This is a genomic window from Flagellimonas sp., assembly GCF_965215805.1.
Classification (GTDB): Bacteria; Bacteroidota; Bacteroidia; order Flavobacteriales; family Flavobacteriaceae; genus Flagellimonas.
The window spans coordinates 1101661-1125306 of sequence record NZ_OZ244124.1 but is presented as its reverse complement, the minus strand read 5'-3'; the positions used below and the strand labels follow the sequence as shown (position 1 = coordinate 1125306).

Sequence of the window (23646 nt, the reverse complement as noted above, 5' to 3'; positions counted from 1 at the left end):
GCTTAGACCTTAAAACTGACTAAAGAACCGTGGGTTTCAAAACCCAGTTTCGCATAGATGGGTTCTCCCAATTTGGAAGCGACCAGAAAAACCTTTTTGGTTCTTGATGCCCCAGCTTTGGATAATAAGGCCTGTGTCAATCTTTTGCCCAGCCCCAATCCCCTGTAAATGGGAAGCACCCCGATCATATGGATACCTGAATTTCCGTCACCATCAAAATAAACCATACCGCAACTGGCGTAGGTTCCTAAATGCATGCCCAAATATAAATGAAACTGTCGATGTCCAAGCAATGCATTTATCGTACTTGGATGAATGGTATAACCAAAAGCCTTGGAAGCCACAGCGGCAAATTCAAGGGCATGTTTTGAGCTTCCAACGACAACGATATCATCTGACAAACCGCAGGGATGATCTTGATTTGATGAAAGACACATGGCCTTTACCCTGGAGATTTCCTTAAAGCCAATGAGCTTCAATTTTTCGATTAGTTTTTCGTCCTCCCCTATGGAAAAAGAATTGGGAAGAATCCCATTCTGCATACTTCGTTGGATGTATTCAAAGTCCGTTTTGGAGGAATCGGTTATAAAAACTTTACTTGGCCAAGAATTGGAAGGGGCAAGGGTAGAGGTATATCCCAGCCCCGTCTTGGTGAACCCTCCTTGGTTCCCAATTTCGGACCAAAACTCAAACAGATGGGCCACTATCTCTTGGTTCAAAGTATTCATAGCACTAGACCTGTGAAGCTTCTACAAAGGCCGCGGAGTCCTCATAAAACCTGTACTCCTTGATTTTGTCATCTTCAATAATGCTCATTTGGGCCCAATCGCTGACGAACATTTTTCCTGTTGCTTTTAGTTCGTGGCTAAAAGAACCATTGGCAAACACCACGTTATTCTGTGCCACAATTCGTTCCACTTCAAAACTTTTGGTGTTGAAGAGGGCAAGAATGTTGGCGATAAATTGTTCGGCTTCCTTTTTAGTTCTGTAAATGCCGTGCAATTGTTCTTTGGGTCTTTGCTGCTCTTTTACACTTACAATAAGGCAGTCTTCGTGAAAGGAATCCAACACCTGAATTGTATTTCCATTTTGAAAAGCCGTAAAGTAGTCGTTAACTACCTGAATGTTTCGATTTGATTTTTCCATGATTTGATTTTTCTATGAATGAAGTATTTGTAAAAAGTTCTGGATGACGCCGTCAAACTTGGCAGCCTCTTCCTCATTTGCAATTCTATTATTGATAGGGTCAAATTTGTGATTGAAGCTACCAAGGGAGTACGAATCCGTAAGATTGCCGCCCCAAATAGGCAGGAGTTTTTCCAAAACTTTTAGATTGGAAGCCCCACCATTGTATCCTGGGGATGTGCTTAGGAGCAAAACAGGCTTATCGCCAAAGAATTTTTGATCAATTCTCGAAACCCAGTCAATGAGGTTCTTTAAAAAAGCCGTGGGGAGCCCATTGTGTTCTGGAGATGCAACAATAAAACCATCTGCTTGTGCAAATTCCTTGAAAAGCAATTTAATGGGTTTTGGCAATCCCTTTTCCTCCTCTTGAGGGCTATAAAGGGGTACATCCAATGTGGTTGAGGCTATCCTTTTGATTTGGGATGAATGAAGCGCCTCCAAAGCGGCGGTCATTAATTTTTCATTGATGGAATTTGGGCTGTTACTGCCCGTTAAAGCAAGTATCTTTTTCATTGTACCGTGATTTACGGCACAAAGTTTCTAAACTCCTGGGGCCTGAATCTTAAGGTATCTTAAGAAAGAAGGGTCAAGGAGAATTTTTTCGCAATGAGCTTAAAAACTCAGGGGTAATCCCCAGATAAGAGGCAACCATGTATTGAGGGACCCGTTGTTCTATGGCACGGTACTTAGAACGGAATTCCTGATATCGCTGCTCGGCCGTTTTGCTCATGGTATCCATGGTACGCTCTTGAAAAGCCACATAAGCTTTTTCAAACTTCAACCGAAAAAAACGCTCAAGTGAAGGGATATCATGTAACAATTGGTCAAGGGTGTTTTTTGATATTTGAACTACGGTGCTGGGCTCAAGAGCCTGAACAAATTGTTTGGCCGGGGTTTGGGTAAGATAGCTGTATAAGTCATTGATCCACCAACCCTCTATTCCAAATTGGACCACATGTTCTTTAGCCTCGGAATCCATATAGTAGGCCCGCAAACATCCTTTGGATATGAACCTCATGTGTTTGGAAGTATCTCCTGCAAAAAGTAAAACATCTTTTCTTCCAAGCTCAATAACCTTACAGTGTTGTTTTATAAGATGTGCCTCTTCCAAAGAAATCGCTACTGAGGTTCTAAAATGATTTAAAAGATGTTCAACTGGATTCACCTAGGCGCTAATTAAGAAGGAGACTTTCAAGATAGGGAATTTGAAGCCAGCTTACGCTACCACATCCAATGCTGCAGGGATGTGTCCCTCCATTTGGCCTTATAGTCCGAGTCCACGACATAAATGATCAGATCAGCCTTATAATCGGCTTCCACGAAATAGACTTTTTTGTCAGCTTTATAATCTGCATCAGTGAAAAACCATAGCCCTCTGTTGTCTTGTGCTTTATAATCCCTGTCAACTTTATAAACCAAGAGATCTGCCTGGTAATCGCGATCGGCAACAAAGACTTTTATATCTGCTTTATAGTCTCGGTCCACAGCAAAAACTTTTTGGCCGTGCATGAAGTGCGTGCAAAATAGAAATACTAGAAAAGAAAATAGCGCTTTCACGGGTTTTGGTTTATTCTTAGGGCACCAAAACCATGCCAAGCCACCTAATTGGATTTTAACAGCTCAATAAACTCATTTATAAATGTAGACTGGGCACTAGATTGTGCATGAATCAACTCGTTTTTCCTCGAATACAATCGAACAAACAAATCAAATCGGACACGATAGACCATATTTTGGACTTCTGTATTTTCCTTATCCTTGAGTTTATCCAGTTTTCCCAGTTCTTTTTTCCACCATTCCCAATTCACTTTTTGCGGTTGTGCAAAGTCCTCCCGTAGTTGTTTGTCCCAAGCCATCACCCATTTTCGTTCCTGTTCCAACGTTTTTCCCAACTGGGCCAATTTCTTTTTGAGCAGCTTGGATTTCAGAAGCGCTGTATATTGGGTTTCTATACTGTCGATGTCCCAAATTCCTTTGTAGTCTTTGATGATCCGTTCCAGTTGTTCTGCTTCAAACAAAAGCCGTTCTCCTGCTCTGAACTGCTTTACTAGCTCATAGTCTTTTACATATTGAGCTCGTAATTTATCTGTTGGAATTGGCTTTTTCTTTTTGAGCTTTTGAAGATTTAACCAATCAAAGGCGCGCAGGATTTGTTCCTGCGGTGGCCATCGATGCTCTTCATCAAAAGTAATTAGGGTGCTGTTGAAATTGATGAGGTTTAGGAAGCCTTTGTTTTCTACCATTTCCTTATAGTTCATGTCCCTGTTCCCGCAGAGGCCCACATAGGCGTAATCATGGGCCGCTGGCATATGCTCCTTGATTCCTGAAAACCCCGCTCCACAACCTACGACCCCGGCAAACTTATTGGTCAGGGATGCGATGGCACTTGCCAAACGTGAACCCCCGGAAAAACCGGAAGCATACATCTCATCCTCTTTTATATTGAAATGGGAAAAAACATGGTTGAACAAGTTGTTGGCCAAGGCAAAGTTTCTTTCGTAGGGGGCATTTCTGGAGTTGTTGGAGCAGATGAGAATATGACCATACTTTTCCGAAGCGGGAATAAAAGGTTCAATGCCGGCCACTCCCCTGGCAGAAGGATCAAAAATAAAAACAATGGAACTCAGCTCCTGGCTGGAAAAATTCTGGGGCAAATAGAGCGCAAAGGTCTCTTTTTGGGCTCCATTGACTGGGATAGAATCGTGTATTTCCCCTTTTTCATAGCCTTGCTGACCGAATAGGGGAATGTTGAAAACCAGTATCAGAAATAGGCATGGGCTATACCTTTTCATGACTTACCGAAGAATGCCATTGTATTTGGAATCATCTCCGAGCAATGCCGTGGCACTGAGAATGGCATCATCATGCTTTAGGTAATATTGATAAAGACCTTCCCTATAGAAATATCGTTTGATGATCTCGTCTTCAAGATTTTTTTTGATTTCCTTTTGATAGGTATCCAAAGCGGAAATTTTACCATTATTGATGGCCAATAACAAGTCCTTGTACTTTTCTTGGACATTGGAACCCAACAAGTGATCCTCGGAGTTCATGGTTTGTTCCAATAACTCTTCTGTTTCGGTCTGGAATGAAAAATCCTGTGTTTGCGCATATTTTTTGAATGCCCCAAAATCCGAATCCGTAAAAGTGAAATCACCTACCGTGTCAAAGGAATGGTCAAAATAGAAATCAGTGGCAAAGTCAAAGATGATGTTATTTTGCTGTAAAGCATCAATAAGGTTATTGGTTCTGATGGATGCAATTTCCACATCGGGCATTACCCCTCCACCGTCCTGTACCTTGCGGCCATTTCTTGTGGTGAACTCCTGAAATTGGGTGTTCCTGACGGCGTTTCCTTCTTCATCCCTGTTCCAATAATCCAAAGACTGGATACACCTTCCTGAGGGGGTATAATATCGGGAAATGGTTACTTTAAGTTGGGTGCCATATGTAAGTTTGAGCGGGCGCTGCACCAAGCCTTTTCCAAAACTACGGGCGCCCATGACCACGGCTCGGTCCAAATCCTGCAATCCCCCGGAAACAATTTCGCTGGCTGAGGCACTTCTACCATCCACCAACACCACGAGCGGGATATCCAAATCTTCTGGCTGATTTTTGGTCTTGTACTCCTGATTGAACTTTTTGACCTTGGATTTGGTGGTTACGATCAGCTCTCCTTTGGGAACGAACAAATTGGTCACATTGATGGCTTCTGTAAGAAGACCCCCAGGATTTCCCCTTAAATCGAGAACCAGTCGCTCCGCGCCTTTACCCTTTAGATCTTGTAGCGCCGATTTGGTCTGGCTGGAAGCCTTTCTATTGAATCGGGAAAGCACGATATAGCCCGTTTTTTCGTCGATCATGTCATAAAAAGGAACCGCATCCACTTCCACTCCTTCACGGTTTAGGGTAGCGGTCTTGGTTTCTCCCTGTCTTACAAAGGTGACATCTACGGAAGTGTTGTTGGCCCCTTTGAGCAATTCACTGGCGTTATCATCAAAATCGGCAACCGTAATGTCTCCAATCTTTATGATTTCATCCCCAGCCTTCAATCCAGCCTTATCAGCAGGATACCCTTTGTAAGGTTCAACAATGAGCAATTTACTCTCATAGGACCGAACCAAGGCCCCAATACCTGAATATTCACCTGCGTTGTTGATTTTATAAGCCTCCACATCCTGTTCGTTCAGAAAACGGGTATAGGGATCCAATTCTTCCAACATGTTCTTAATGGCTGAATCCATCAATTCCGCAGGATTCGTCTCATCCACATAATTCATGTTGAGTTCCTTGAAAAGTGTCGTGAAGATTTCGATTTGTTTTGCTATCTCGAAGAAATCGCTTTTAAATCCGGAAGAGGCAACCAAAATGGTGAGCGCTACAACTGGAACCCAAATTCTTTTATTGATCAGGTTTTTCATGGGATTCTTTTTTTATGAATGCTTCCAAAAGCTGAGTCATGGCTTTGTCCACCTCCTTGGCGTTAGGCATCGTATTACCAAGGTATAAAAATAGAAACGCAAAGTTTCCCTCTACATTGTTAAAAAGAAGGTGCTTGCTCAACCGATAAGATTCCCGAAGAAGGCGCTTTACCCGATTCCGATCAACGGCATTTTTAAACTTTTTCTTTGGAGCTGCTACACCGGCCTTGAACTGAACATCATCGAATTCACATTTGATGTAAAGCAGCCTTATAGGAAAGGCCTTGACACTTTTTCCTTCAACAAAAAGTTGCTCAATCAGCTTTTTGCTCTTGAGTTTTTCTTTTTTGCTGAAAGAGGCCATTTTAGTCTACTTAAATTTTCTCGCTAGAAAGGAACTTCGCCCAAAAACGAAGGCCGCTCTGATCTTAAGGCTGCCAAACGTTGTTTTCCCCATTTACATCGGCCATGAGTTGTGATGGATCAATGACCAAAGCTTGGATATCGCCCAAGGGCTTGTCAATGATCAACTCATAGGTGGGATGCGCCCAAGTCCAATCTTTTGCCACGGTTCTTTTCAGGTTGGGATAGGGGTTATCCTTTTCACCTCTCATCATTTGTAGCGGGATGTAATAAGTTTCCTGGGTACCATCCGTATGGGCCACCAACAAATCAATGGGCATGGGCATATCTCCAATTCTTTCCAGGATCACCTTGGTCTGGTTCCCCAAGGCCTCAACACTTTTAATGGCATAGTCAATCGTATTGGTTGTTTGGGTCCAATCCACCAAATACCATTCGAGCTCCATTCCAGAGACTTTTTCCGCCACGCGTTTAACATCATTGGGAACAGGATGTTTGAACTTAAAATCTTCATAGTATTTCCGCACCGATTCCATGAGCTTATCCTGTCCTATAACATATCCCAGTTGGGAAAGGAAAATGGAACCTTTGCTATAGGCGGCAATTCCATAGGCAAAGTTGGTGCTATAGCGATCGGCGTGGGTGGCCTGTGGTTTTTCCAGACCTGAATTTACCAGTGCGTAATACCCTTTATAAGAACCCTCAAACGGATTTTCCTTGCCCTGTTCCATGATCTCATTCATACACAAACTGCTGATGAAAGTAGTAAAGCCTTCATCCATCCACTCATGCTTGGATTCGTTGGTGGCCAGCACATGTTGAAACCAGGAATGTGCCATTTCATGCACCATCACGCCAACCAAACTTCCGAAAGAACGGTTACCGGTGATTAAGGTACTCATGGCATACTCCATTCCGCCATCCCCGCCTTGAACCACCGAATATTGCTCATAGGGATATTTGCCAATATTCTTGTTAAAGAAACGCATGGCATCAGCCGTTTTTGGCTGCAAATTTTTCCAGTTTTCTATGATTTCCGGATTGTTTTTGTAGTAGAAATGAAGGGTGGGCCCATCCTCCATTTGCAAGGTATCATGAATGTATTCAGGGTCCGCTCCCCACATAAAATCGTGGACATTTGGCGCCTTAAAATGCCATGTCAAGGTTTTGCCCTTGGTTTTAACCTTGGTGCCAGGGGCCTCATATCCATGTCCCACCTCTTGCGGGTTTTGAAGATAACCTGAACCACCTACCACATAGTCCTTGTCCAAAGTCAATTTTACATCAAAATCCCCCCAAACTCCGTGAAACTCTCTTGCGATGTAAGGGTTTGCATGCCAACCTTCAAAATCGTATTCGGATAATTTAGGATACCACTGACTCATGGAAAGGGCCACGCCTTCGGATGTGTTTCTGCCTGACCTTCTAATTTGGGCAGGCACTTGTCCTTTAAACGCCATATCCAAAGTAGTTTTACCACCCGAGGGAATGGGTTGCGCCAAATCCACCACCAAAATGGTTCCTTCTTCGGTAAAAGATACAGCTTGACCATCTTGGGTAAGGGTTTCCACATGCAAATAACCCATTTCAGATTCAGATAGGGAGGCAATCCTACTTTTCCCATTTTCCATCATCCTGCCATCGGGATCTTTAATGCTTTGCAAGCGGGCATCCATCTGGCTGCCAGGCTGAAAGGCATTAAAAAACAAATGGTAGTACACCCGATTCAATGCATCGGGAGAGTTGTTGGTATAAATCAGTTTTTGCGTACCCGTATATTGAAATGTCTTTACATCCATTTCAACATCCATGGTATAATCTACATGCTGCTGCCAATATGAAGTGTTCTGGGCAGGAAGCGAAAACACAGCGGCAAAAGCCATTGATAAGAAAAACCAGGCCTTTTTCATCTTATTTGGTGTTGTTGCTAAGGGTTGCTTTTCCTTTGGTGATGCTTTCTGCTAGTAATAAGGCGTTGTACGCATTCACCATTTTCCCAGATTTGGAAATCTTATCAAAAGTTGAGGCGTTGGCCGGATCTCCCGAAACAATTACGGAAGCCTTGGTGCCCAACCCTGATTGAATAATAATCTGTTTTACTTGTACCGCTGACAACTGCGGGTAGTAGGATCGGACCAATGCCGCAACACCTGCAACAGCTGGTGCGGCCATTGAAGTACCTCCCATGAAATCATATTTGTTGTTCGGCAAGGTGGAATAAATGGCATCTCCAGGCGCAAAAACATCCACGTTTTGGCTGCCATAATTGGAGAAGGTTGCCACCATTTTGGAACCATAACTGCTGGTCAATGCCCCAACCGTGATTACGTTGTTGGCAATTTCCATAGCTCCGAACATATGATCATTGGGGTAGTTCGGATTTTCTGGATTATCCAAATCATTGCCATCGTTTCCTGCAGCATGTACAATTAAAACATCTTTTGAAGCTGCATATTTTATGGCATCATACACCCATTGTGCGTTGGGAGAAAAGGATTTTCCAAAACTACAGTTGATGATTTTGGCACCATTGTCCACAGCATATCGAATGGCCAAGGCAACATCTTTGTCATATTCATCGCCATTGGGTACCGCGCGCACACTCATGATTTTCACATTTTTGGCAACTCCGTTCACCCCTTTTCCATTGTTCCGTTCCGCAGCTATAATCCCGGCAACATGGGTTCCGTGGCTTTCGGTATCCACTCTATTTTTCGGATTTCCGTTCCCGTACTTTTTGTCACTAAAGTCATAAGGATTGTCCCCAACGGTCTGTCTTCCGTCAAAATCCTTGTTGAGGTTGTAGTTGACCTGATCCGTGAAGTAGGTAATGCCCTCGTTGAGTTCTTCCATTACACTGGGAATACTCTCCCCGTAGGTGAACATTTGGGTAAGTACGGCAACATGCTGCTGCATTTCCTCTGTTTTAGGCTCAATGGACAACAGCTCTTTTTTGGTGTATGAACTTTTGCCCAATTCTTTTTTCACAGCCTCATCAGCACCCTTAACCACTTGGAAAATCTGCTCGTATTGTTGTTTGTTCTGCAATGCTTTTGGATAAGCTTCGTCCAGTTTTAAGCGAGCTTTGGCTCTTGCCGAGGCGTCCCCAACACCTACTCGGAGCATACGTACATACTCCAATTGTTCGTTATAGGCTTCGCCCAGGAAATTATAGCCATGGATGTCATCTATATAGCCGTTTCCGTCATCGTCCCTACCATTATTGGGTCGCTCACCTTTGTTGGTCCACAGCACGCCGTCCAAATCTTCGTGTTCAATATCGATTCCCGAATCAACCACGGCCACAATAACGGTTTTCCCGTTTTTGTTCTTGATGATTTCCCGGTAGGCCTTGTCCACGCTCATGCCGGGTATGGTATCCGTAATGAGGTCTGCATGCCCCCAGGTTTTTTTCTGATATTCTGACAATTCCGATACCTTAAGGGGAATGGTATCTATATTTTCAACGGGTGTTGAAACAAGGGTAGTGGCACCGCACCCCATTAGGAAAATGGAAGCGGAGACCATAGAGAAAGAAAGATTGAAATAACTGCGATTCATATAGATGATTTTAATTGAAATGTAAAACTTTATTGTGAATTGAATACTTCATCAAAGGAAAACAATTGATCCAGGCGCACGCCTTTTTCTGTTTTTTTGAGGGAGCACAATTGATTGTGCGCATCGTGCTCAAAAAAGAGGAGGTAGTTGTTTTCTGCAACCGTATTCAAAAAATTAGCCTTTTCTTTTAAGGTTAGTAAGGGTCTGGTATCATAACCCATAACGTAAGGTAAGGGAATATGCCCAACTGTTGGAATCAAATCTGCAACAAAAACCAAGGTCTTGCCCTTATATGTAACATGGGGCAACATTTGTTTTTCCGTATGTCCATCTGCAAAAAGAATGCCGAACCCCAACTCTGAACGCTCTTGAAATGCACCTTCTTTTCGATCCACAAAATGAAGTTGGCCACTTTCTTCCATGGGCAAAAGGTTTTCTTTTAGAAAAGAGGCTTTTTCCCTAGCATTTGGATGGGTTGCCCATTCCCAATGATCCGTATTGGACCAAAATCGTGCATTTTTAAAAGCGGGCTCATACCCCGTTCTATCGGTATTCCATTGGATACTTCCCCCGCAATGGTCAAAATGGAGATGGGTTAAAAAAACGTCTGTGATATCATCCCTATGAAACCCCAATGCTTCCAATGAAGCATCCAAACTGTGGTTTCCCCAACGGTAGTAGTAGCTGAAGAATTTTTCTGATTGCTTGTTTCCCAGACCATTATCAACCAAAATGAGCCTGTTGCCATCTTCAATGAGAAGACAGCGTGCGGCCAAATCGATCATATTGTTGTTATCTGCCGGGTTGGTTCTGCTCCAAATGGATTTGGGCACCACTCCAAACATGGCCCCCCCATCCAATTTAAAATTTCCGGTCTCAACGGGATAAATAGTCATTCAGAAAAGCAAATGGCGTGCAAAATAAGAAAAGCAAGCCTTAAATAGTTAAAAAACATGGGTTTATTGGCCGTATTTTAACAAAAATCAAACAGGCACGGATGGCCTCAAAAGTTTGGTGAACTGCCGCCCAAAATAGATCAGGGTCTTGGTTTCTTGAACACTCAACAACCGTCCTTTTTTAGGAATGGGGCTTCAAAATATCACAATATGAAGAAAGAAGTGGCCAATGTCATAAGTTTGACAAAATTCTAAAAGAAAAACGTTAAATTTCAAGAAAACTAACTCATGGTAGAGCTTGCGGGCATTATAATTTTGGGAATCATTGCACAATGGGTGGCATGGCGCTTTAAACTTCCCGCTATTTTACCGTTGATTCTGATTGGGCTTTTGGTGGGCCCTATTGCCACTTTGTACACTGAGGATGGAGGTAAACTAATAGAGCCTATTTGGAATGGGAAAAAGGGACTTTTTCCTGGAGAGGGCCTCTACTATTTTGTGTCCTTGGCCATCAGCATCATTCTGTTTGAGGGAGGACTTACCCTTAAACGGGCTGAAATAAAAAATGTGGGCCCGGTAATCACAAAGTTGATAACTGTGGGGACCGTGGTAACCTTTTTTGGGGCTGGAGTTGCGGCTCATTACATCTTTGAACTTACTTGGCAAATTTCATTCCTGTTTTCTGCATTGATCATTGTCACGGGGCCTACCGTAATAACTCCAATCCTGAGAAACATCCCGTTAAAGAAAGATGTTTCCGCAGTGCTTAAATGGGAAGGTATTTTAATAGATCCCATCGGGGCTTTGGTGGCGGTTTTGGTCTTTGAATTTATTAGTGTGGGAGAAGGTCAGGCGTTTACCAAAACCGCATTGATTGAGTTTGGCAAAATCCTATTGTTTGGAACCACCTTTGGTTTCACTTTTGCCCATGCCTTGGGGTTTGTCATCAAAAAAAACCTGGTGCCACATTATTTGCTGAATGTGGTATCACTTTCTGTGGTGCTGTTGGTGTACGTGGAATCCGATGTGTTTGCCCATGAATCCGGATTATTGGCCGTGGTGGTCATGGGAATGGTCATGGGGAATATGAATTTGCCCAATTTGAAGGAGCTCCTTTATTTTAAGGAATCGCTAAGTGTTTTGTTGATTTCCATCTTATTTATCCTTTTGGCGGCCAACATTAATATTAGTGACTTGGAACTTATTTTCAATTGGAACACGGCCATTTTGTTTGCCGTGGTTGTTTTTGTGATACGGCCGTTGGGTGTTTTTCTAAGTTCGATGGGTTCCGATTTGAAACTCAATGAAAAGCTTTTTATTGGTTGGGTTGGCCCTAGAGGTATTGTTGCGGCGGGAATTGCTTCGCTATTTGGCTCCAAGTTGTTGAGCAAAGGGGAACCAGGAGCAGAATATATTACGCCTTTGGTGTTCATGATAGTGCTGGGAACCGTACTATTGAATGCGACTACAGCCCGTTTTGTGGCCAAAATTGTGGGGGTGTTCTTAAAGAAATCTGAAGGGGTATTGATCATTGGCGCTTCCAAAGTATCCCGTCTTATTGGGAACTATCTCAAAAAGAACAATCGGCATGTAGTATTGATAGACAACAACCAAGCCAATATTGAAAAAGCACAACGTTTGGGACTTGAAGCGATGACAGCGGATATTTTCTCGGACTCACTGGCGGACAATATTGAACTGAACGACATGGGATTTTTGCTGGCCTTAACGGGGAATTCGGATATTAATGAATTTGCGATTGAAAAATTCCAACGGCAATTTGGGGAAAACGGGGCGTTCAGATTGGTAAATTCCGATGAGATGAACGATCCTGACAACAATCCACAAGAGGGGCTGTTCTCCCATACGGACGACTTCATCAAATTGATTGAAGTGGTACGGAAATATCCTGCCATTCAAGAAATAGACCTTAAGGACAAACAACATTATGATGATCTGATCGATCTGGCCCAAAAGGACAGCGAGATCATCCCTGTTTTCACAAAAGCTCCAACCGGGGTCATAGACGTTATCCCTGCAAACAGCAAGGACTTTTCTCCAAACGGGAATGGCTATAAGCTGGTGTACATGGGAAAAACCATTAATATTGACTAGAATCCCAGTCTTAGGATTCCTCTCAAAACTACATTTTTAGCAAAAATCCCTTCATCCGTCAATTGAAAAGGGCCATTCGTCAATTGAGCGCCTAAAAAAGTACTGTTGGGCGGCTACATTACTCCATCTTTAATTTTAGTCTAACCTAAATCTTGTTGAGATGAAAAAAACAGTACCACTTACGGCCTTAATGGCCATTTTGTTTATGGGCTGTTCTGTGGACGCAGAGCAATTATTGAAAGACAGACTTGCCGAACCTGAAGTCACCACTTCCTCGGTGTGCTTTTCCTGTGCAGATCAATTGGGGTTCAAGCTCGAAATATGCAGTAATATGGATGGAACCTATACCTTATTGTATAAAGATGTAGAGGTAAAGACCATCAATGCTGAAGAGCTTGAAGGCATGAGCCCGAGGGAATTTGTCGCCGAAGGATGCAAGGGCATTCCAGATTTTGAAAGCTAAACCTAGTCGTTCAGTTTAAGGACTGCCATAAAAGCTTGTTGTGGAATCTCCACGTTCCCCACTTGGCGCATGCGCTTTTTCCCCTTTTTCTGTTTTTCCAAGAGTTTACGCTTTCTGGAAATATCACCCCCGTAACATTTGGCAGTAACATCTTTCCGAAGCGCTTTGATGGTTTCCCTGGAAATGATTTTGGAACCAATGGCCGCTTGGATAGGAATATCAAACTGTTGCCTTGGGATAAGCTCCTTTAATTTTTCGCACATCTTCTTCCCAATACTATGGGCGTTATCAAAATGAACCAATGCGGATAAGGCATCAACGGGCTGCGCATTCAACAAGATATCCACTCGGACCAATTTGGAAGTTCGCATTCCTATTGGGGTATAATCGAAAGAAGCGTATCCCTTTGAAACGGTTTTCAATCGGTCGTAAAAATCAAAAACGATTTCGGCCAGGGGCATATCAAAAGTGAGCTCCACCCTTTCCGTCGTCAAATAGGTTTGATTGGTAATTTGACCCCGCTTTTCAATGCACAAAGACATCACGTTGCCCACAAAATCAGACTTGGTAATGATAGTAGCCTTTATATAAGGTTCCTCTACGCGATCTACTGTGGAAGGATCGGGTAAATCCGAAGGATTATTAACAATGATTGCTGTTTCCCTGTCCTTGGTAGAGTATGCGTGATAGCTAACATTGGGTACGGTAGTAATAACGGTCATGTTGAACTCCCGCTCCAATCGCTCCTGGATGATTTCCATATGCAACATGCCCAAAAATCCACATCTAAAGCCAAAACCAAGCGCGGCACTGCTTTCAGGAGTAAATACCAAGGAAGCATCGTTCAACTGCAATTTTTCCATGGAGGAGCGAAGCTCCTCAAAATCTTCCGTATCCACAGGATAAATTCCAGCGAAAACCATGGGCTTAACGTCCTCAAAACCTTCAATGGCGTTTTGGGTGGGTTTATTGGCATCGGTGATGGTGTCCCCAACCTTGACTTCCCGAGCGTCCTTGATTCCCGTAATTAGATAGCCCACATCTCCAGAGGAAATAACGGGCTTGGGAACCTGATTTAACTTTAAGGTGCCAATTTCGTCGGCAAAATAGTCCTTGTTGGTGGCCACAAACTTGATTTTCTGCCCTTTTCTTATTTCTCCGTTGATGACCCTAAAATAGGTTTCCACACCTCGAAAGGGATTGTAAACAGAATCAAACACCAAGGCCTGTAGGGATTCATCTGGGTTTCCCTCGGGAGCGGGAACCCGCTCTATGATGGCCGTGAGGATATCTTCTATACCAATACCGGTTTTGGCACTGGCTGGAATCACTTCCTCTGGGGTGCACCCCAAAAGGTCAACAATATCGTCCGTAACTTCATCTGGGTTGGCACTGGGCAAATCCACTTTGTTGAGCACGGGAATGATTTCCAAATCGTTTTCGAGAGCCAAGTATAAGTTTGATATGGTTTGGGCTTGGATACTTTGGGCCGCATCAACCACCAAAAGGGCTCCTTCGCAGGCTGCGATGGATCGCGAAACCTCATACGAGAAGTCCACGTGTCCAGGAGTGTCAATCAAGTTGAGGATATAAGTTTCTCCCTCATGGACGTATTCCATTTGAATAGCATGGCTTTTGATGGTTATACCACGCTCCCGCTCCAGATCCATATTGTCCAACAGCTGATCCTGTTTTTCCCGATCGGTAACGGAACCTGTAAAGTCCAATAAACGGTCTGCCAAGGTACTTTTACCATGGTCTATATGTGCAATGATGCAAAAATTCCTAATCCTCTCCATATCAATAACTGCCCGTAAAATCTAAGGCTTTAAAGCAACTGCAAATATAGCTCTTTTAGCTGCCCAACTACTGGTTTTTTGCAAATATGACGCAATGGCGACGTACATGGCTCTAAAATATTTTCTTAGATTTGATATCCAACCCCAAGACTAAATGAGACACCTTGCCTTTATTTTTTTATTGGCGTTTTTCCCCTGCACGCACTTGCATGCACAGACTTACCAGATTAGCGGAAAGGTTGTAGATCAAGAAAATAATTTAATCCCATATGCCAACATCCTTTTGTTACAGGCAGTTGATTCCACTTTTGTTATGGGAACATCAGCGGATGAGGGGGGTTACTTTTCTTTGAATGAGGTTGAACCAGATCTATATTTATTACAGGCCAGTTATGTGGGTAGAGGCTCGGAACCAAGAGCATTGGATATTGCCGGCAACATTTCATTGGGAGCTTTGATTATTCCTCTGGAAACTAATACCCTGGACGAGGTTGTGGTGACCGCAAAACGACCAACACTGCAAAGATTTCCAGACAGACTGGTCTTTTCCGTTGAGAACACCATCGTTTCACAGGGAAGTTCTTGGGACATATTAAGAAGCACTCCTGGAGTTATTGTAAATCAGGAAGACTTACAGATAAAGGGGCAAAGTGCCACGGTTTATCTGAATGACCGAAAGGTGCAGCTCTCTGGTCAAGAGGTAAAGGAATTGTTGGAAGGCTTTTCAGGGAATAACATAAAATCCGTGGAAGTAATTGCCAATCCCCCGGCCCGCTACGACGCTGAAGGTGGGCCCATATTGAACATTGTTACCTCCAAAAACATTACGCCAGGATATAAAGGAAGTATCAATGGGAGCTATACCCAGGCCTCGTTCCCAAAATTCGCCGCAGGGATGAGCCACTATTTCAAGACGGACAAACTCAATCTGTTTGCCAACTATTCCATAAGCCCGAAAAAAGAATTGCAGAAGACAAGAAAGGGAACAAATTATATGGATGATACCAATTCGATTTTTTCCAGATGGACCACCTTATATAATGAAACGCTGTCCTCCCAAGCACAGAACGCCAGCTTTATACTGGACTACGATTTTGATGAAAGGAACAGCCTTAACCTCACTTCCAATTTGGCCTTTAATTTTGGACAGGAAAGGGAAATAGACTTGAATGCGGAAATTAGGGATGGACAGCAGCAGTTGGATTCTACTTTTATGACGAGGAATATTGCCGATTTGGACAATTCCAATTTAGCCTTTGACCTTTCATATGTCCACAAACTGAAGAAACCAGGTGCCAGCCTCACTTTTAATGGACATTTTACGAACTATAATGGGGAATCGTTTCAAAATCTGAACTCCAATTATTTTGACAACAATGCCATGTTCATACGAAATTTTGCCTTTGACACGGATTCCAAGCAGGACATACAAATTTTTACTGGACAGGCGGATTTCTCAACGCCTCTGGGAACCAGCTCATTTGAAACAGGGCTTAAGATGTCCTCCATTACTTCCGAAAGCAGGGTGGACTTTCGGAATTTTATCGGTTCGGACAATGCCGTAAGCCCATCCTTGTCCGATGTGTTTTCCTATGATGAGAAGGTTTATGCGGGATATTTGAGTTGGGTAAAGAGCTGGGATAAATGGTCCATGAAATTAGGTGTTAGAGGGGAATTAACCGAAGCCAATGGAACATCACAAACCCTAAATGAGACCAATACTGTGGACTTTTTTGAGCCCTTTCCTTCCGTATATATTCTGTACTCTCCATCAGACAAACATAGCTTTGCCTTGGACTATGGAAGAAATGTGGCCAGACCCAAATACAATGACCTAAACCCCTTTAGAGTCTTTTTCAATGAAAGTGATTTTGAGGAGGGCAATCCCAGTTTAAGGCCAAGTTTTAGCAATAATTTTAATTTTAATTACTCCCTGAACAGCGAGTTCTTTGTTGACATTTATTATCGAGACAATGGACGCAATATCGGGTATTTGGTTTTTCAGGACAATGATGAGCAAACCTTGGTGGAGTTGAAACAAAATATGTTGGCCAGTAAGTCCTATGGTTTGGATTTCACGGTCAGTAAGGGGATAACCCCGTTTTGGTTTATGTATGCGTACACCTCCTTTTTTCATGAAGAGGAGACGTTTCTCGCGGTGGAAAGCAACAATCAGGAATACACCAACGAAGTGGATGGGGTTTATGGCTATTTGGCCAACTACCTGACCCTATCCAAGGACGGCACCTTCACTGGAGAACTTACCATGACTTATATATCGCAGTTCTTATTTGGTTCGTATATCTCAGATGAGCAATTGAATCTGACCCTGGGATTGCGCAAATCGCTCTGGAACAATCGAGCCAGTATTTCTGTGGCCGCTGAGGACGTGCTGGAGCGATACCTTACCACATATACCTCAAGATACCTTAATCAGTACAATTTTTACAGACGCAGACCTGAGGCCCAGTTTATCCGATTTGGATTCACTTATAATTTCGGAAACTTTAGGCTACAGGATAATGAGCGGGCCATCGAGAAAAAAGAACGTGACCGATTGGAGGCCGACTAACCCACTGATTTTCCTGTATTTTGTATTTTTGCAATCCTAAAAAAGAAGGATTTGCCTAAGATTGGAAACATAGAACTCCCTGATTTCCCGTTGCTACTTGCTCCCATGGAGGATGTAAGTGATCCCCCATTTAGAGCCTTATGCAAAGAACAGGGTGCGGATGTGGTCTATACGGAATTCATTTCATCAGAAGGGCTTATCAGGGATGCGGCCAAAAGTGTGATCAAGCTGGATATTTACGAAAAGGAACGCCCTGTGGGAATCCAGATATTTGGTGCCGAACTGGATTCCATGTTGAAGGCTGTTGATATTGTTGAAAAGTCCAAGCCCGACATAATCGACATTAATTTTGGGTGCCCCGTGAAGAAGGTGGTCTCTAAAAATGCTGGTGCGGGAATTCTTAGAGATATTCCGTTGATGGTGAAACTAACCGAGGAAATGGTAAAGCGGACACATTTACCCGTTACGGTTAAGACCCGATTGGGTTGGGATTCGGATTCCATCAAGATTGTAGAAGTCGCGGAGCGATTACAAGATGTAGGAATCCAGGCTATCGCCATTCATGGACGAACCCGGGTACAGATGTACAAGGGCGACGCTAATTGGACTCCAATTGCAGAAGTAAAGAATAACCCCAGAATGCAGATCCCAGTATTCGGAAATGGGGATGTGGACACTCCTGAGGCGGCTGTGAGAATGCGGGATGAATTTGGCCTGGACGGAGCCATGATCGGAAGGGCAAGCATTGGCAACCCCTGGTTCTTTAAGGAGGTGAAGCACTACTTTAAGACAGGAACACTTTTGGCACCTCCCACCATGGAAGAACGCGTGGAAGCTGCACGAAGACACCTGCAAATGGCCATTGATTGGAAAGGTGAAAAGTTAGGGGTTTTTGAAACCCGTAGACATTATACCAATTACTTCAAAGGAATTCCCCACTTTAAGGAGTACCGCATGAAAATGGTAACCAGCGATGATTCCTCAGATGTTTTTGCAGCTTTCGATGAGGTTTTGGAAAAATTCGGAGATTTTCAGTTTGTTTAGGAAGCAATCAAACGCCTGCTAATCCTACTACTGGCTATTTGTGAAGAAACAAACCCAAGCACTACGATGGTGCCAAGTACCACCACAACATTCATCAAATTATATTCCACTGGATAGGCCAGGGAAGGTGTAATTTTTAACCAACCGAAAGCGAGTTGCGACCCAATCAAAAGTGACCCAATTAACACCCCGATAAGTCCACCCAATGTGGTAACAAGAAGACCTTGGGTAAAATAAATGGAGCGCAGCTCTTTAATGGTAGCGCCAAGACTAAAAAGGGTTTTGGAGTTTTGTTGTTTGTCCAAGATCATCATTATGATGGCCCCAACCACATTGAACAAAGCAATGATCAGAACCAGGGTAAAAATCAAATAAGTTGCAAGATTTTCGGTGTTGAGCATGCGATAAAGGGTACTGTTTTGCTCCTGTCGGTTGAGCACCAACACCTTATTGCCCAAAATTGTTTTGAGTTCGTTTCGAACGTCTTCCAAAGGAAGTTGCCCATTCAATTTAAAGTTGATTCCAGAGATTTGTGTACTATCCTTTTCCAAAAAAGTCTGCACAAGGGGCAGCTGGGCAAACACATATTTTTTATCTAGATTTTCCTCAACCGCATAAACCCCGCTCACAACCAACGGCAATTCATTATAAGGTTTGGAGCTGAAACTCTGTTGCGAAATAGAACCCTTTCCAGGTTTTGGCACCAAGGCAGTCAAAGGAGTTTGGTAATTATCCAAGGGAACATTAAGTAAATTATATATACCAATTCCCACCACTCCGTTGTATTCTGTTATTCCCCAATTGCCAAAATACAGTGTGCTGTCCACGCCGGTTACAGATCTGTAATTTCCATCAATGCCTTTGATGTAGGCAAAATGGCTTTTGTCCCTAAACGTGAGATAGACCCTTTCCTCTAGTTCCTTGGAGTAGTTGGCCAGGCCCTGTACTTGTTGCAGCTTGTTTTCTTCCTCCGGAGTAATGGAAAAGTGCTTCCCATAGGCGGGAAGTGCCTTAAGATCCGGATCAAATGTATTGGTAAAGGAAAGACTAAACGTTTTTAGACCAGCAAAGGCAGAAAGCACAACGAAAAGCGCAGCTGACCCAATAACGATCACTAAAAAAGTGATGAAATTGATAATGTTTACCGCATTTTGACTGCTTTTTGACCGTAAATAGCGCTTTGCGATATAAAATGGAAAGTTCAAAATCAGGATTTCTTTCGTTTGGCAAGCAAGTCCCTGTTCTCAATCGGGTTTTCTTCCCCCTTTAATGACTTTTCAATTTGATCGATGTATTCCAAGGAATCATCATGATAGAAACTAAGTTCCGGAACGCGGCGCAATTGATTTTTGGTCCGTTGTGCCAGCTCGTGCTTGATCAGGGGCTGATTGGACTTGACCCCATCCAACAATTCGTTGGCCTTATCGTTTGGGAATATACTGAGGTAGACCTTGGCAATGGAAAGATCTGTGGTCACATAGACCTTGGAAACCGAAATTAATGTTCCTTTTAAACCTCCATCTGTTGCAGCTCGTTGAAGGATATCCGCAATATCCTTTTGAATGATTCCCGCAATTTTCTTCTGCCGCTGTGTTTCCATACTGCAAAATAACGGAATAAATGACGAACCTCATGATATCATAAGAAGACAGTGCTTAATTTTGGAGGGAATTACCTGCAAACGATTAAAAAAAGCAAGAAATATGGATAAAATAGAACATATTGGGATAGCCGTTAAAAATATTAGGGAATCAAACAAATTGTTTGCAAAACTGTTGGGCGTTGAACCGTACAAGATGGAGGAAGTTGCTTCAGAAGGGGTAAGGACTTCCTTTTTTCAATCGGGGCCCAATAAAGTGGAATTGTTGGAAGCAACTATTCCAGATAGCCCCATTGCCAAATTTTTGGACAGGAAAGGCGAGGGGATTCATCACATTGCCTTTGCTGTGGAAGACATTGAATCGGAACTACAACGGTTAAAGAAAGAAGGCTTTAGAATATTGAATGAAACACCCAAAAAAGGGGCCGACAACAAGTTGGTGGCGTTTTTACACCCCAAGGGAACCAATGGGGTTTTGGTAGAACTTTGTCAGGAGATAAAGGAAGAGTAGCGGTTTAAAACCTTGCGACGAACAAAAATAAGTAGTAATATTGCATCCGCAATTTGCGGGTCCTATAGCTCAGTTGGTTAGAGCACCTGACTCATAATCAGGGGGTCCCTGGTTCGAGCCCAGGTGGGACCACCTTAAACACAGAGAGTTACACGGTTTTTATCGTGCAGCTCTTTTTTTTGTGCAGAAAATTTGCAGAAAACAACTTGATTTTAGGGTAATTCAAAGCTTAAATATTATTAATCCTAAAATTTCAAAAAATGCAAAAGGACCAGAATTTTTACAAGATTGCTAAAGAACTTTTTGTGTACGCCAGCGCAAAAGAAATAGGTGAACACTTATCCCTGACCACTTCACAATTTATACAACTGGATATTGGAGATTACGGCAGCGAGGTAGATGGAAATTATTATAGCAACTGTGTCTTTATGACCACCACATTAATGAACTTCATCCACGAATTGGAAAAGGAGTACTTTAAACGTGAAGAAAGTTTGCGGGCTCCTGAGCTAAAAGCAAGCTGACCACTCTTTGACCTGGGCAGATGACTAGCAGAAACGCAAATGCCAATGAGATTGGTGAGCGGCTATCCGTAATCACTTCAGAATTCATCCATCTTGATATTGCAAATAATGATGGCCAAGCAGATGGCCTTTATTTTAGCAATTATGTATATATGATAACCTCTTTAATCAACTTTATCCACGAACTGGAAAAAGTATCATGTTGGAGTAAAAAGTCTTTTCAGGATTCAAACCTAAAAGCTAGCTAAATGACGCTTGCACCTATTAGCGCATTTTCTCTTGAATATTATTGGACTTTAGAATTTTGAGCACTAAGTTAAAATGCGCTAGTTCCTTTTCATTGATGGAATTAATGGATCCAGGGCATAAAACAATAGAAATCTTAAATCAGAACTAATGGTAAAATATCACTTGTATTACCCTTCTTCAATTATTCGCCTCGTTATAAAAACCCCCATTATTTCAGCATTTGGAAAGCGTTTTTGGAGAATTCTTCTACATGCTACAAAGTGAGAACCGGTTGTTATCATATCGTCAAACAATAAAATAGTGCCTGGCTCAGTCTCACATAAATCCTCATCGATTTGAAGGCACCTCATTAGTTCCGTTGGAGGAGGGCGATCATCCGATAAATGGGATGACCTTATTGTTTCGGTGAGGGTTATTAGTTCACGCACATCTCCTTCAGTGCCCCTGCAAATGCCTTTCAGGATTTTGGTCATTCTATCATCATATTCTGCATGCCCTTTTGCTTTTGATGGGGGAATAGGGACCAATGTTACATCTCCACTTAGATATTGAGGAGAAAAAATCTTTCTATATAGATCGATGACCACCCTTATTGCCCAGCCTTTCCATTTATATTCAGGCCTTCCTTTTTTTAATGGGGATTTTTTAAGATTATATATAAGGTCTGTAACTTGGTCCTCTGAATAACTCAGTCCAGTTTTATATTCCATCAAATAGTAGCAATTGTCTTGACTACCAAGATAAGAATGTTGGTCTATTACCAGCTTATCAATTTTCCGGAGTCTCTGACACATCTGAATTCAAGGCATTTATAATATCGTTATAGTCCTTAACCCGAATTGCTCCTTCTTTCTCAAATCTGGATGGCCACGTTATCTTGGGATTCTGAAAATTACTTTCGAGAATAAAGAGCTTTCTCTTTTGATACAAAGCGGCTTTTGCTTGAATGAGGGTTCCGGAAGTTTCACCAGCCTCTATTATAACTGTGGCTTCTGTCAAAGCCGACATAGTTTTGTTTCTCTCAGGAAAGAATAACCTATTTCCCCGAATACTTTGCTGTTCATATCTCCAAAAAGGCACCTGACTTAATAGTAAGTGTTCCTGAGCTATAAATTGCTGAAGCTCCTTATTTTCCTTTGGATAGTATTTGTTAAGTGGCGTTCCAATTACAGCAATAGTATTTCCATTGCTGTCAATGGCCGTGCTATGTGCTTCAGTGTCTATTCCTTGCGCAAGCCCTGAAACGATAGTAAAACCGTCATTGACAAGCAGCTTTACAAGCTTTCTGGCCCGCCTTCGCCCATAATCTGTGGGTTTTCTTGTGCCAACAATGGCAATAGATCTACTGTTAATCAGCTCTAGATTCCCTTGATAATATAGAAGTTCTATGGGTTCTTTGGCGTCTCTGAGCTTAAGAGGGTAATCAAATGTGGAATTAATCAGGAAATTGGGCTTATTTTTTTTTAGAAAATCCTTGAGAGCTGTTTTGATATATTGATAGAATTCTTCTATATCTTTTTCTTCAACCAGGTCAGAAGGTCTAGAATCCGGATTGTTGGCAAAAAACTCGGCGAGTTTCTTAAAGCTTACACCTTTGTTTTTCCAAAGTGCCTCGTACGCAGCCATCTCTTTAATGGGTTCTATGGAATCATTAAAAGGATTGCCCGACTTATTCAGGTATAAGGTCGCTTGCATATTCTAGTTATAATAAAGTTTAGTTGGTTTCTGTTACGAATATTGTACTGGATTTAATTTTATTTACTGATTCAATTTTCGCAATTTAAATAATATTTTAGTCACAAGTGATCAGCGGTCAGCGAAAAAGGTCAAGACTAGCCCAAAAGCGTGCATCTGGCCCATGGGCATAAAACCGCTCCATGCACAATACGAATTTCTACTTAAGCATTTAAATTATCCGTTCTAGAAAAATAATATACTCTTTAACCTTCAAATGGTATTCTTCAACCCCATAAATCCCAAAAGAAAGAATCTCCATTTCTTTTGCGGCATACTCCTTCATCGTTATTCCATTACTGTGTTCCAAATAGTTTGACCAAATGACTTGTTTGAAATCATTGGAGTTTTGGATTTGGTTTGCAAGTTTGAAAGGATATATCATTGATTTTGATTGGGTCATTCCTCAAACGGATGTGTTGTTTACTGATTGGGTTAAATGGCGCTTATTTGGATTACATGAACATCAACATAGAATGCTTTGATTAATTCATTTATAGGCACTTTTTTGATAATGGCACCTGATATCAAATTTATGATTACCCGGTGCTTTTTAAAATCAAATTCTGATTTGAAGCTTAAAGAGTCAGAAATAACCTCGGGCATGTT

At 42.4% G+C, this 23646-nt stretch carries 24 protein-coding genes and 1 tRNA gene; 8 read left to right on the top strand and 17 right to left on the bottom strand.

The genetic code is table 11. The features are described 5' to 3' along the window. Nucleotides 1–2: 2 nt before the first annotated feature. From ACOOE0_RS05040 to ACOOE0_RS04990, 11 genes are all read right to left on the bottom strand, one after another. A complete protein-coding gene (locus tag ACOOE0_RS05040; RefSeq protein ID WP_420401385.1) occupies nt 3–728 on the bottom strand; it encodes a GNAT family N-acetyltransferase in 726 nt (241 codons plus the stop codon). 4 nt (nt 729–732) lie between these two features. Continuing rightward, nucleotides 733–1146 carry a nuclear transport factor 2 family protein gene (locus ACOOE0_RS05035; protein ID WP_420401384.1) on the bottom strand — a complete coding sequence of 138 codons (414 nt, stop codon included), beginning with the start codon at nt 1144–1146 and terminating at the stop codon, nt 733–735. Nucleotides 1147–1158: 12 nt separating this feature from the next. After that, entirely contained in the window at nt 1159–1698 is a 540-nt protein-coding gene (locus ACOOE0_RS05030) for an NADPH-dependent FMN reductase (RefSeq protein WP_420401383.1), read from the bottom strand. A 73-nt stretch (nt 1699–1771) separates the two neighbouring features. Then, nucleotides 1772–2350, bottom strand: a complete 579-nt coding sequence (locus ACOOE0_RS05025; RefSeq protein WP_420401382.1) for a Crp/Fnr family transcriptional regulator — start codon at nt 2348–2350, stop codon at nt 1772–1774. Nucleotides 2351–2406: 56 nt separating this feature from the next. After that, nucleotides 2407–2694, bottom strand: a complete 288-nt coding sequence (locus ACOOE0_RS05020; RefSeq protein ID WP_420401381.1) for a DUF6150 family protein — start codon at nt 2692–2694, stop codon at nt 2407–2409. A gap of 92 nt (nt 2695–2786) precedes the next feature. Beyond that, complete coding sequence (locus ACOOE0_RS05015) at nt 2787–3977, bottom strand: hypothetical protein (protein ID WP_420401380.1); 1191 nt, start codon at nt 3975–3977, stop codon at nt 2787–2789. Nucleotides 3978–3980: 3 nt separating this feature from the next. After that, nucleotides 3981–5606, bottom strand: coding sequence for a S41 family peptidase (locus tag ACOOE0_RS05010; protein ID WP_420401379.1), 1626 nt, complete (start codon nt 5604–5606; stop codon nt 3981–3983). After that, nucleotides 5587–5970, bottom strand: a complete 384-nt coding sequence (gene rnpA / locus ACOOE0_RS05005) for a ribonuclease P protein component (RefSeq protein ID WP_420401378.1) — start codon at nt 5968–5970, stop codon at nt 5587–5589. The genes ACOOE0_RS05010 and rnpA overlap by 20 nt, the downstream gene beginning before the upstream one ends. 64 nt (nt 5971–6034) lie before the next feature. Beyond that, nucleotides 6035–7879, bottom strand: coding sequence for a M1 family metallopeptidase (locus ACOOE0_RS05000; RefSeq protein WP_420401377.1), 1845 nt, complete (start codon nt 7877–7879; stop codon nt 6035–6037). Between the two features lies 1 nt (nt 7880). Further along, on the bottom strand, nt 7881–9530 hold the full coding sequence (locus ACOOE0_RS04995; RefSeq protein ID WP_420401376.1) for a S8 family peptidase: 1650 nt from the start codon (nt 9528–9530) through the stop codon (nt 7881–7883). Nucleotides 9531–9559: 29 nt separating this feature from the next. Continuing rightward, the gene (locus ACOOE0_RS04990; protein WP_420401375.1) at nt 9560–10426 is read right to left on the bottom strand and encodes an MBL fold metallo-hydrolase; all 867 of its coding nucleotides are present in this window, start codon (nt 10424–10426) and stop codon (nt 9560–9562) included. A gap of 288 nt (nt 10427–10714) precedes the next feature. On the opposite strand from ACOOE0_RS04990, the gene ACOOE0_RS04985 reads away from it, so the two are divergent. Both ACOOE0_RS04985 and ACOOE0_RS04980 read left to right on the top strand, forming a co-directional pair. Beyond that, nucleotides 10715–12541 (top strand): cation:proton antiporter, encoded by a 1827-nt coding sequence (locus ACOOE0_RS04985; RefSeq protein ID WP_420401374.1) that lies wholly within the window; start codon nt 10715–10717, stop codon nt 12539–12541. A 160-nt stretch (nt 12542–12701) separates the two neighbouring features. After that, nucleotides 12702–13004 (top strand): hypothetical protein, encoded by a 303-nt coding sequence (locus ACOOE0_RS04980; RefSeq protein WP_420401373.1) that lies wholly within the window; start codon nt 12702–12704, stop codon nt 13002–13004. Between the two features lie 2 nt (nt 13005–13006). On the opposite strand, the gene lepA is transcribed toward ACOOE0_RS04980, so the two are convergent. After that, nucleotides 13007–14803 carry a translation elongation factor 4 gene (gene lepA / locus ACOOE0_RS04975; protein WP_420401372.1) on the bottom strand — a complete coding sequence of 599 codons (1797 nt, stop codon included), beginning with the start codon at nt 14801–14803 and terminating at the stop codon, nt 13007–13009. A 154-nt stretch (nt 14804–14957) separates the two neighbouring features. On the opposite strand from lepA, the gene ACOOE0_RS04970 reads away from it, so the two are divergent. Both ACOOE0_RS04970 and dusB read left to right on the top strand, forming a co-directional pair. Continuing rightward, nucleotides 14958–17375 carry an outer membrane beta-barrel protein gene (locus ACOOE0_RS04970; RefSeq protein ID WP_420401371.1) on the top strand — a complete coding sequence of 806 codons (2418 nt, stop codon included), beginning with the start codon at nt 14958–14960 and terminating at the stop codon, nt 17373–17375. Nucleotides 17376–17426: 51 nt separating this feature from the next. Then, nucleotides 17427–18419: a tRNA dihydrouridine synthase DusB gene (dusB, locus tag ACOOE0_RS04965; protein WP_420401370.1), complete on the top strand. Its 993-nt coding sequence runs from the start codon at nt 17427–17429 to the stop codon at nt 18417–18419. Here dusB and ACOOE0_RS04960 read toward each other — a convergent pair. Together ACOOE0_RS04960 and rbfA are read right to left on the bottom strand one after the other, a co-directional pair. Then, entirely contained in the window at nt 18416–19624 is a 1209-nt protein-coding gene (locus ACOOE0_RS04960; protein WP_420401369.1) for an FtsX-like permease family protein, read from the bottom strand. The two genes, dusB and ACOOE0_RS04960, sit on opposite strands and share 4 nt — an antisense overlap. A 2-nt stretch (nt 19625–19626) precedes the next feature. Then, on the bottom strand, nt 19627–20019 hold the full coding sequence (gene rbfA, locus ACOOE0_RS04955; protein WP_420401368.1) for a 30S ribosome-binding factor RbfA: 393 nt from the start codon (nt 20017–20019) through the stop codon (nt 19627–19629). 103 nt (nt 20020–20122) lie between these two features. Between rbfA and mce the strand changes: the two genes are divergently transcribed. The 4 genes from mce to ACOOE0_RS04935 all read left to right on the top strand — a co-directional run bounded on the left by mce (nt 20123) and on the right by ACOOE0_RS04935 (nt 21302). After that, a complete protein-coding gene (gene mce / locus ACOOE0_RS04950; RefSeq protein WP_420401367.1) occupies nt 20123–20530 on the top strand; it encodes a methylmalonyl-CoA epimerase in 408 nt (135 codons plus the stop codon). Between the two features lie 58 nt (nt 20531–20588). Next, a tRNA-Ile gene (locus tag ACOOE0_RS04945) sits at nt 20589–20662 on the top strand. Between the two features lie 128 nt (nt 20663–20790). Further along, nucleotides 20791–21054 carry a hypothetical protein gene (locus ACOOE0_RS04940; protein WP_420401366.1) on the top strand — a complete coding sequence of 88 codons (264 nt, stop codon included), beginning with the start codon at nt 20791–20793 and terminating at the stop codon, nt 21052–21054. A 20-nt stretch (nt 21055–21074) separates the two neighbouring features. Beyond that, nucleotides 21075–21302, top strand: coding sequence for a hypothetical protein (locus ACOOE0_RS04935; protein WP_420401365.1), 228 nt, complete (start codon nt 21075–21077; stop codon nt 21300–21302). Between the two features lie 168 nt (nt 21303–21470). On the opposite strand, the gene ACOOE0_RS04930 is transcribed toward ACOOE0_RS04935, so the two are convergent. The 3 genes from ACOOE0_RS04930 to ACOOE0_RS04920 form a co-directional block, all read right to left on the bottom strand. Next, the gene (locus ACOOE0_RS04930; RefSeq protein WP_420401364.1) at nt 21471–22013 is read right to left on the bottom strand and encodes a hypothetical protein; all 543 of its coding nucleotides are present in this window, start codon (nt 22011–22013) and stop codon (nt 21471–21473) included. Between the two features lie 58 nt (nt 22014–22071). After that, nucleotides 22072–22998, bottom strand: a complete 927-nt coding sequence (gene dprA, locus ACOOE0_RS04925) for a DNA-processing protein DprA (protein ID WP_420401363.1) — start codon at nt 22996–22998, stop codon at nt 22072–22074. A gap of 211 nt (nt 22999–23209) precedes the next feature. Further along, nucleotides 23210–23422, bottom strand: a complete 213-nt coding sequence (locus tag ACOOE0_RS04920) for a hypothetical protein (RefSeq protein WP_420401362.1) — start codon at nt 23420–23422, stop codon at nt 23210–23212. Nucleotides 23423–23646: the final 224 nt, after the last annotated feature.

What these genes read in the sequence shown, in the direction of transcription:
- ACOOE0_RS05040 (WP_420401385.1), bottom strand. Translation starts at nt 728, where the DNA reads ATGAATACTTTGAACCAAGAGATAGTGGCCCATCTGTTTGAGTTTTGG.
- ACOOE0_RS05035 (WP_420401384.1), bottom strand. Translation starts at nt 1,146, where the DNA reads ATGGAAAAATCAAATCGAAACATTCAGGTAGTTAACGACTACTTTACG.
- ACOOE0_RS05030 (WP_420401383.1), bottom strand. Translation starts at nt 1,698, where the DNA reads ATGAAAAAGATACTTGCTTTAACGGGCAGTAACAGCCCAAATTCCATC.
- ACOOE0_RS05020 (WP_420401381.1), bottom strand. Translation starts at nt 2,694, where the DNA reads ATGCACGGCCAAAAAGTTTTTGCTGTGGACCGAGACTATAAAGCAGAT.
- ACOOE0_RS05015 (WP_420401380.1), bottom strand. Translation starts at nt 3,977, where the DNA reads ATGAAAAGGTATAGCCCATGCCTATTTCTGATACTGGTTTTCAACATT.
- ACOOE0_RS05010 (WP_420401379.1), bottom strand. Translation starts at nt 5,606, where the DNA reads ATGAAAAACCTGATCAATAAAAGAATTTGGGTTCCAGTTGTAGCGCTC.
- rnpA (WP_420401378.1), bottom strand. Translation starts at nt 5,970, where the DNA reads ATGGCCTCTTTCAGCAAAAAAGAAAAACTCAAGAGCAAAAAGCTGATT.
- ACOOE0_RS05000 (WP_420401377.1), bottom strand. Translation starts at nt 7,879, where the DNA reads ATGAAAAAGGCCTGGTTTTTCTTATCAATGGCTTTTGCCGCTGTGTTT.
- ACOOE0_RS04995 (WP_420401376.1), bottom strand. Translation starts at nt 9,530, where the DNA reads ATGAATCGCAGTTATTTCAATCTTTCTTTCTCTATGGTCTCCGCTTCC.
- ACOOE0_RS04990 (WP_420401375.1), bottom strand. Translation starts at nt 10,426, where the DNA reads ATGACTATTTATCCCGTTGAGACCGGAAATTTTAAATTGGATGGGGGG.
- ACOOE0_RS04985 (WP_420401374.1), top strand. Translation starts at nt 10,715, where the DNA reads ATGGTAGAGCTTGCGGGCATTATAATTTTGGGAATCATTGCACAATGG.
- ACOOE0_RS04980 (WP_420401373.1), top strand. Translation starts at nt 12,702, where the DNA reads ATGAAAAAAACAGTACCACTTACGGCCTTAATGGCCATTTTGTTTATG.
- lepA (WP_420401372.1), bottom strand. Translation starts at nt 14,803, where the DNA reads ATGGAGAGGATTAGGAATTTTTGCATCATTGCACATATAGACCATGGT.
- ACOOE0_RS04970 (WP_420401371.1), top strand. Translation starts at nt 14,958, where the DNA reads ATGAGACACCTTGCCTTTATTTTTTTATTGGCGTTTTTCCCCTGCACG.
- rbfA (WP_420401368.1), bottom strand. Translation starts at nt 20,019, where the DNA reads ATGGAAACACAGCGGCAGAAGAAAATTGCGGGAATCATTCAAAAGGAT.
- mce (WP_420401367.1), top strand. Translation starts at nt 20,123, where the DNA reads ATGGATAAAATAGAACATATTGGGATAGCCGTTAAAAATATTAGGGAA.
- ACOOE0_RS04940 (WP_420401366.1), top strand. Translation starts at nt 20,791, where the DNA reads ATGCAAAAGGACCAGAATTTTTACAAGATTGCTAAAGAACTTTTTGTG.
- ACOOE0_RS04935 (WP_420401365.1), top strand. Translation starts at nt 21,075, where the DNA reads ATGACTAGCAGAAACGCAAATGCCAATGAGATTGGTGAGCGGCTATCC.
- ACOOE0_RS04930 (WP_420401364.1), bottom strand. Translation starts at nt 22,013, where the DNA reads ATGGAATATAAAACTGGACTGAGTTATTCAGAGGACCAAGTTACAGAC.
- dprA (WP_420401363.1), bottom strand. Translation starts at nt 22,998, where the DNA reads ATGCAAGCGACCTTATACCTGAATAAGTCGGGCAATCCTTTTAATGAT.
- ACOOE0_RS04920 (WP_420401362.1), bottom strand. Translation starts at nt 23,422, where the DNA reads ATGATATATCCTTTCAAACTTGCAAACCAAATCCAAAACTCCAATGAT.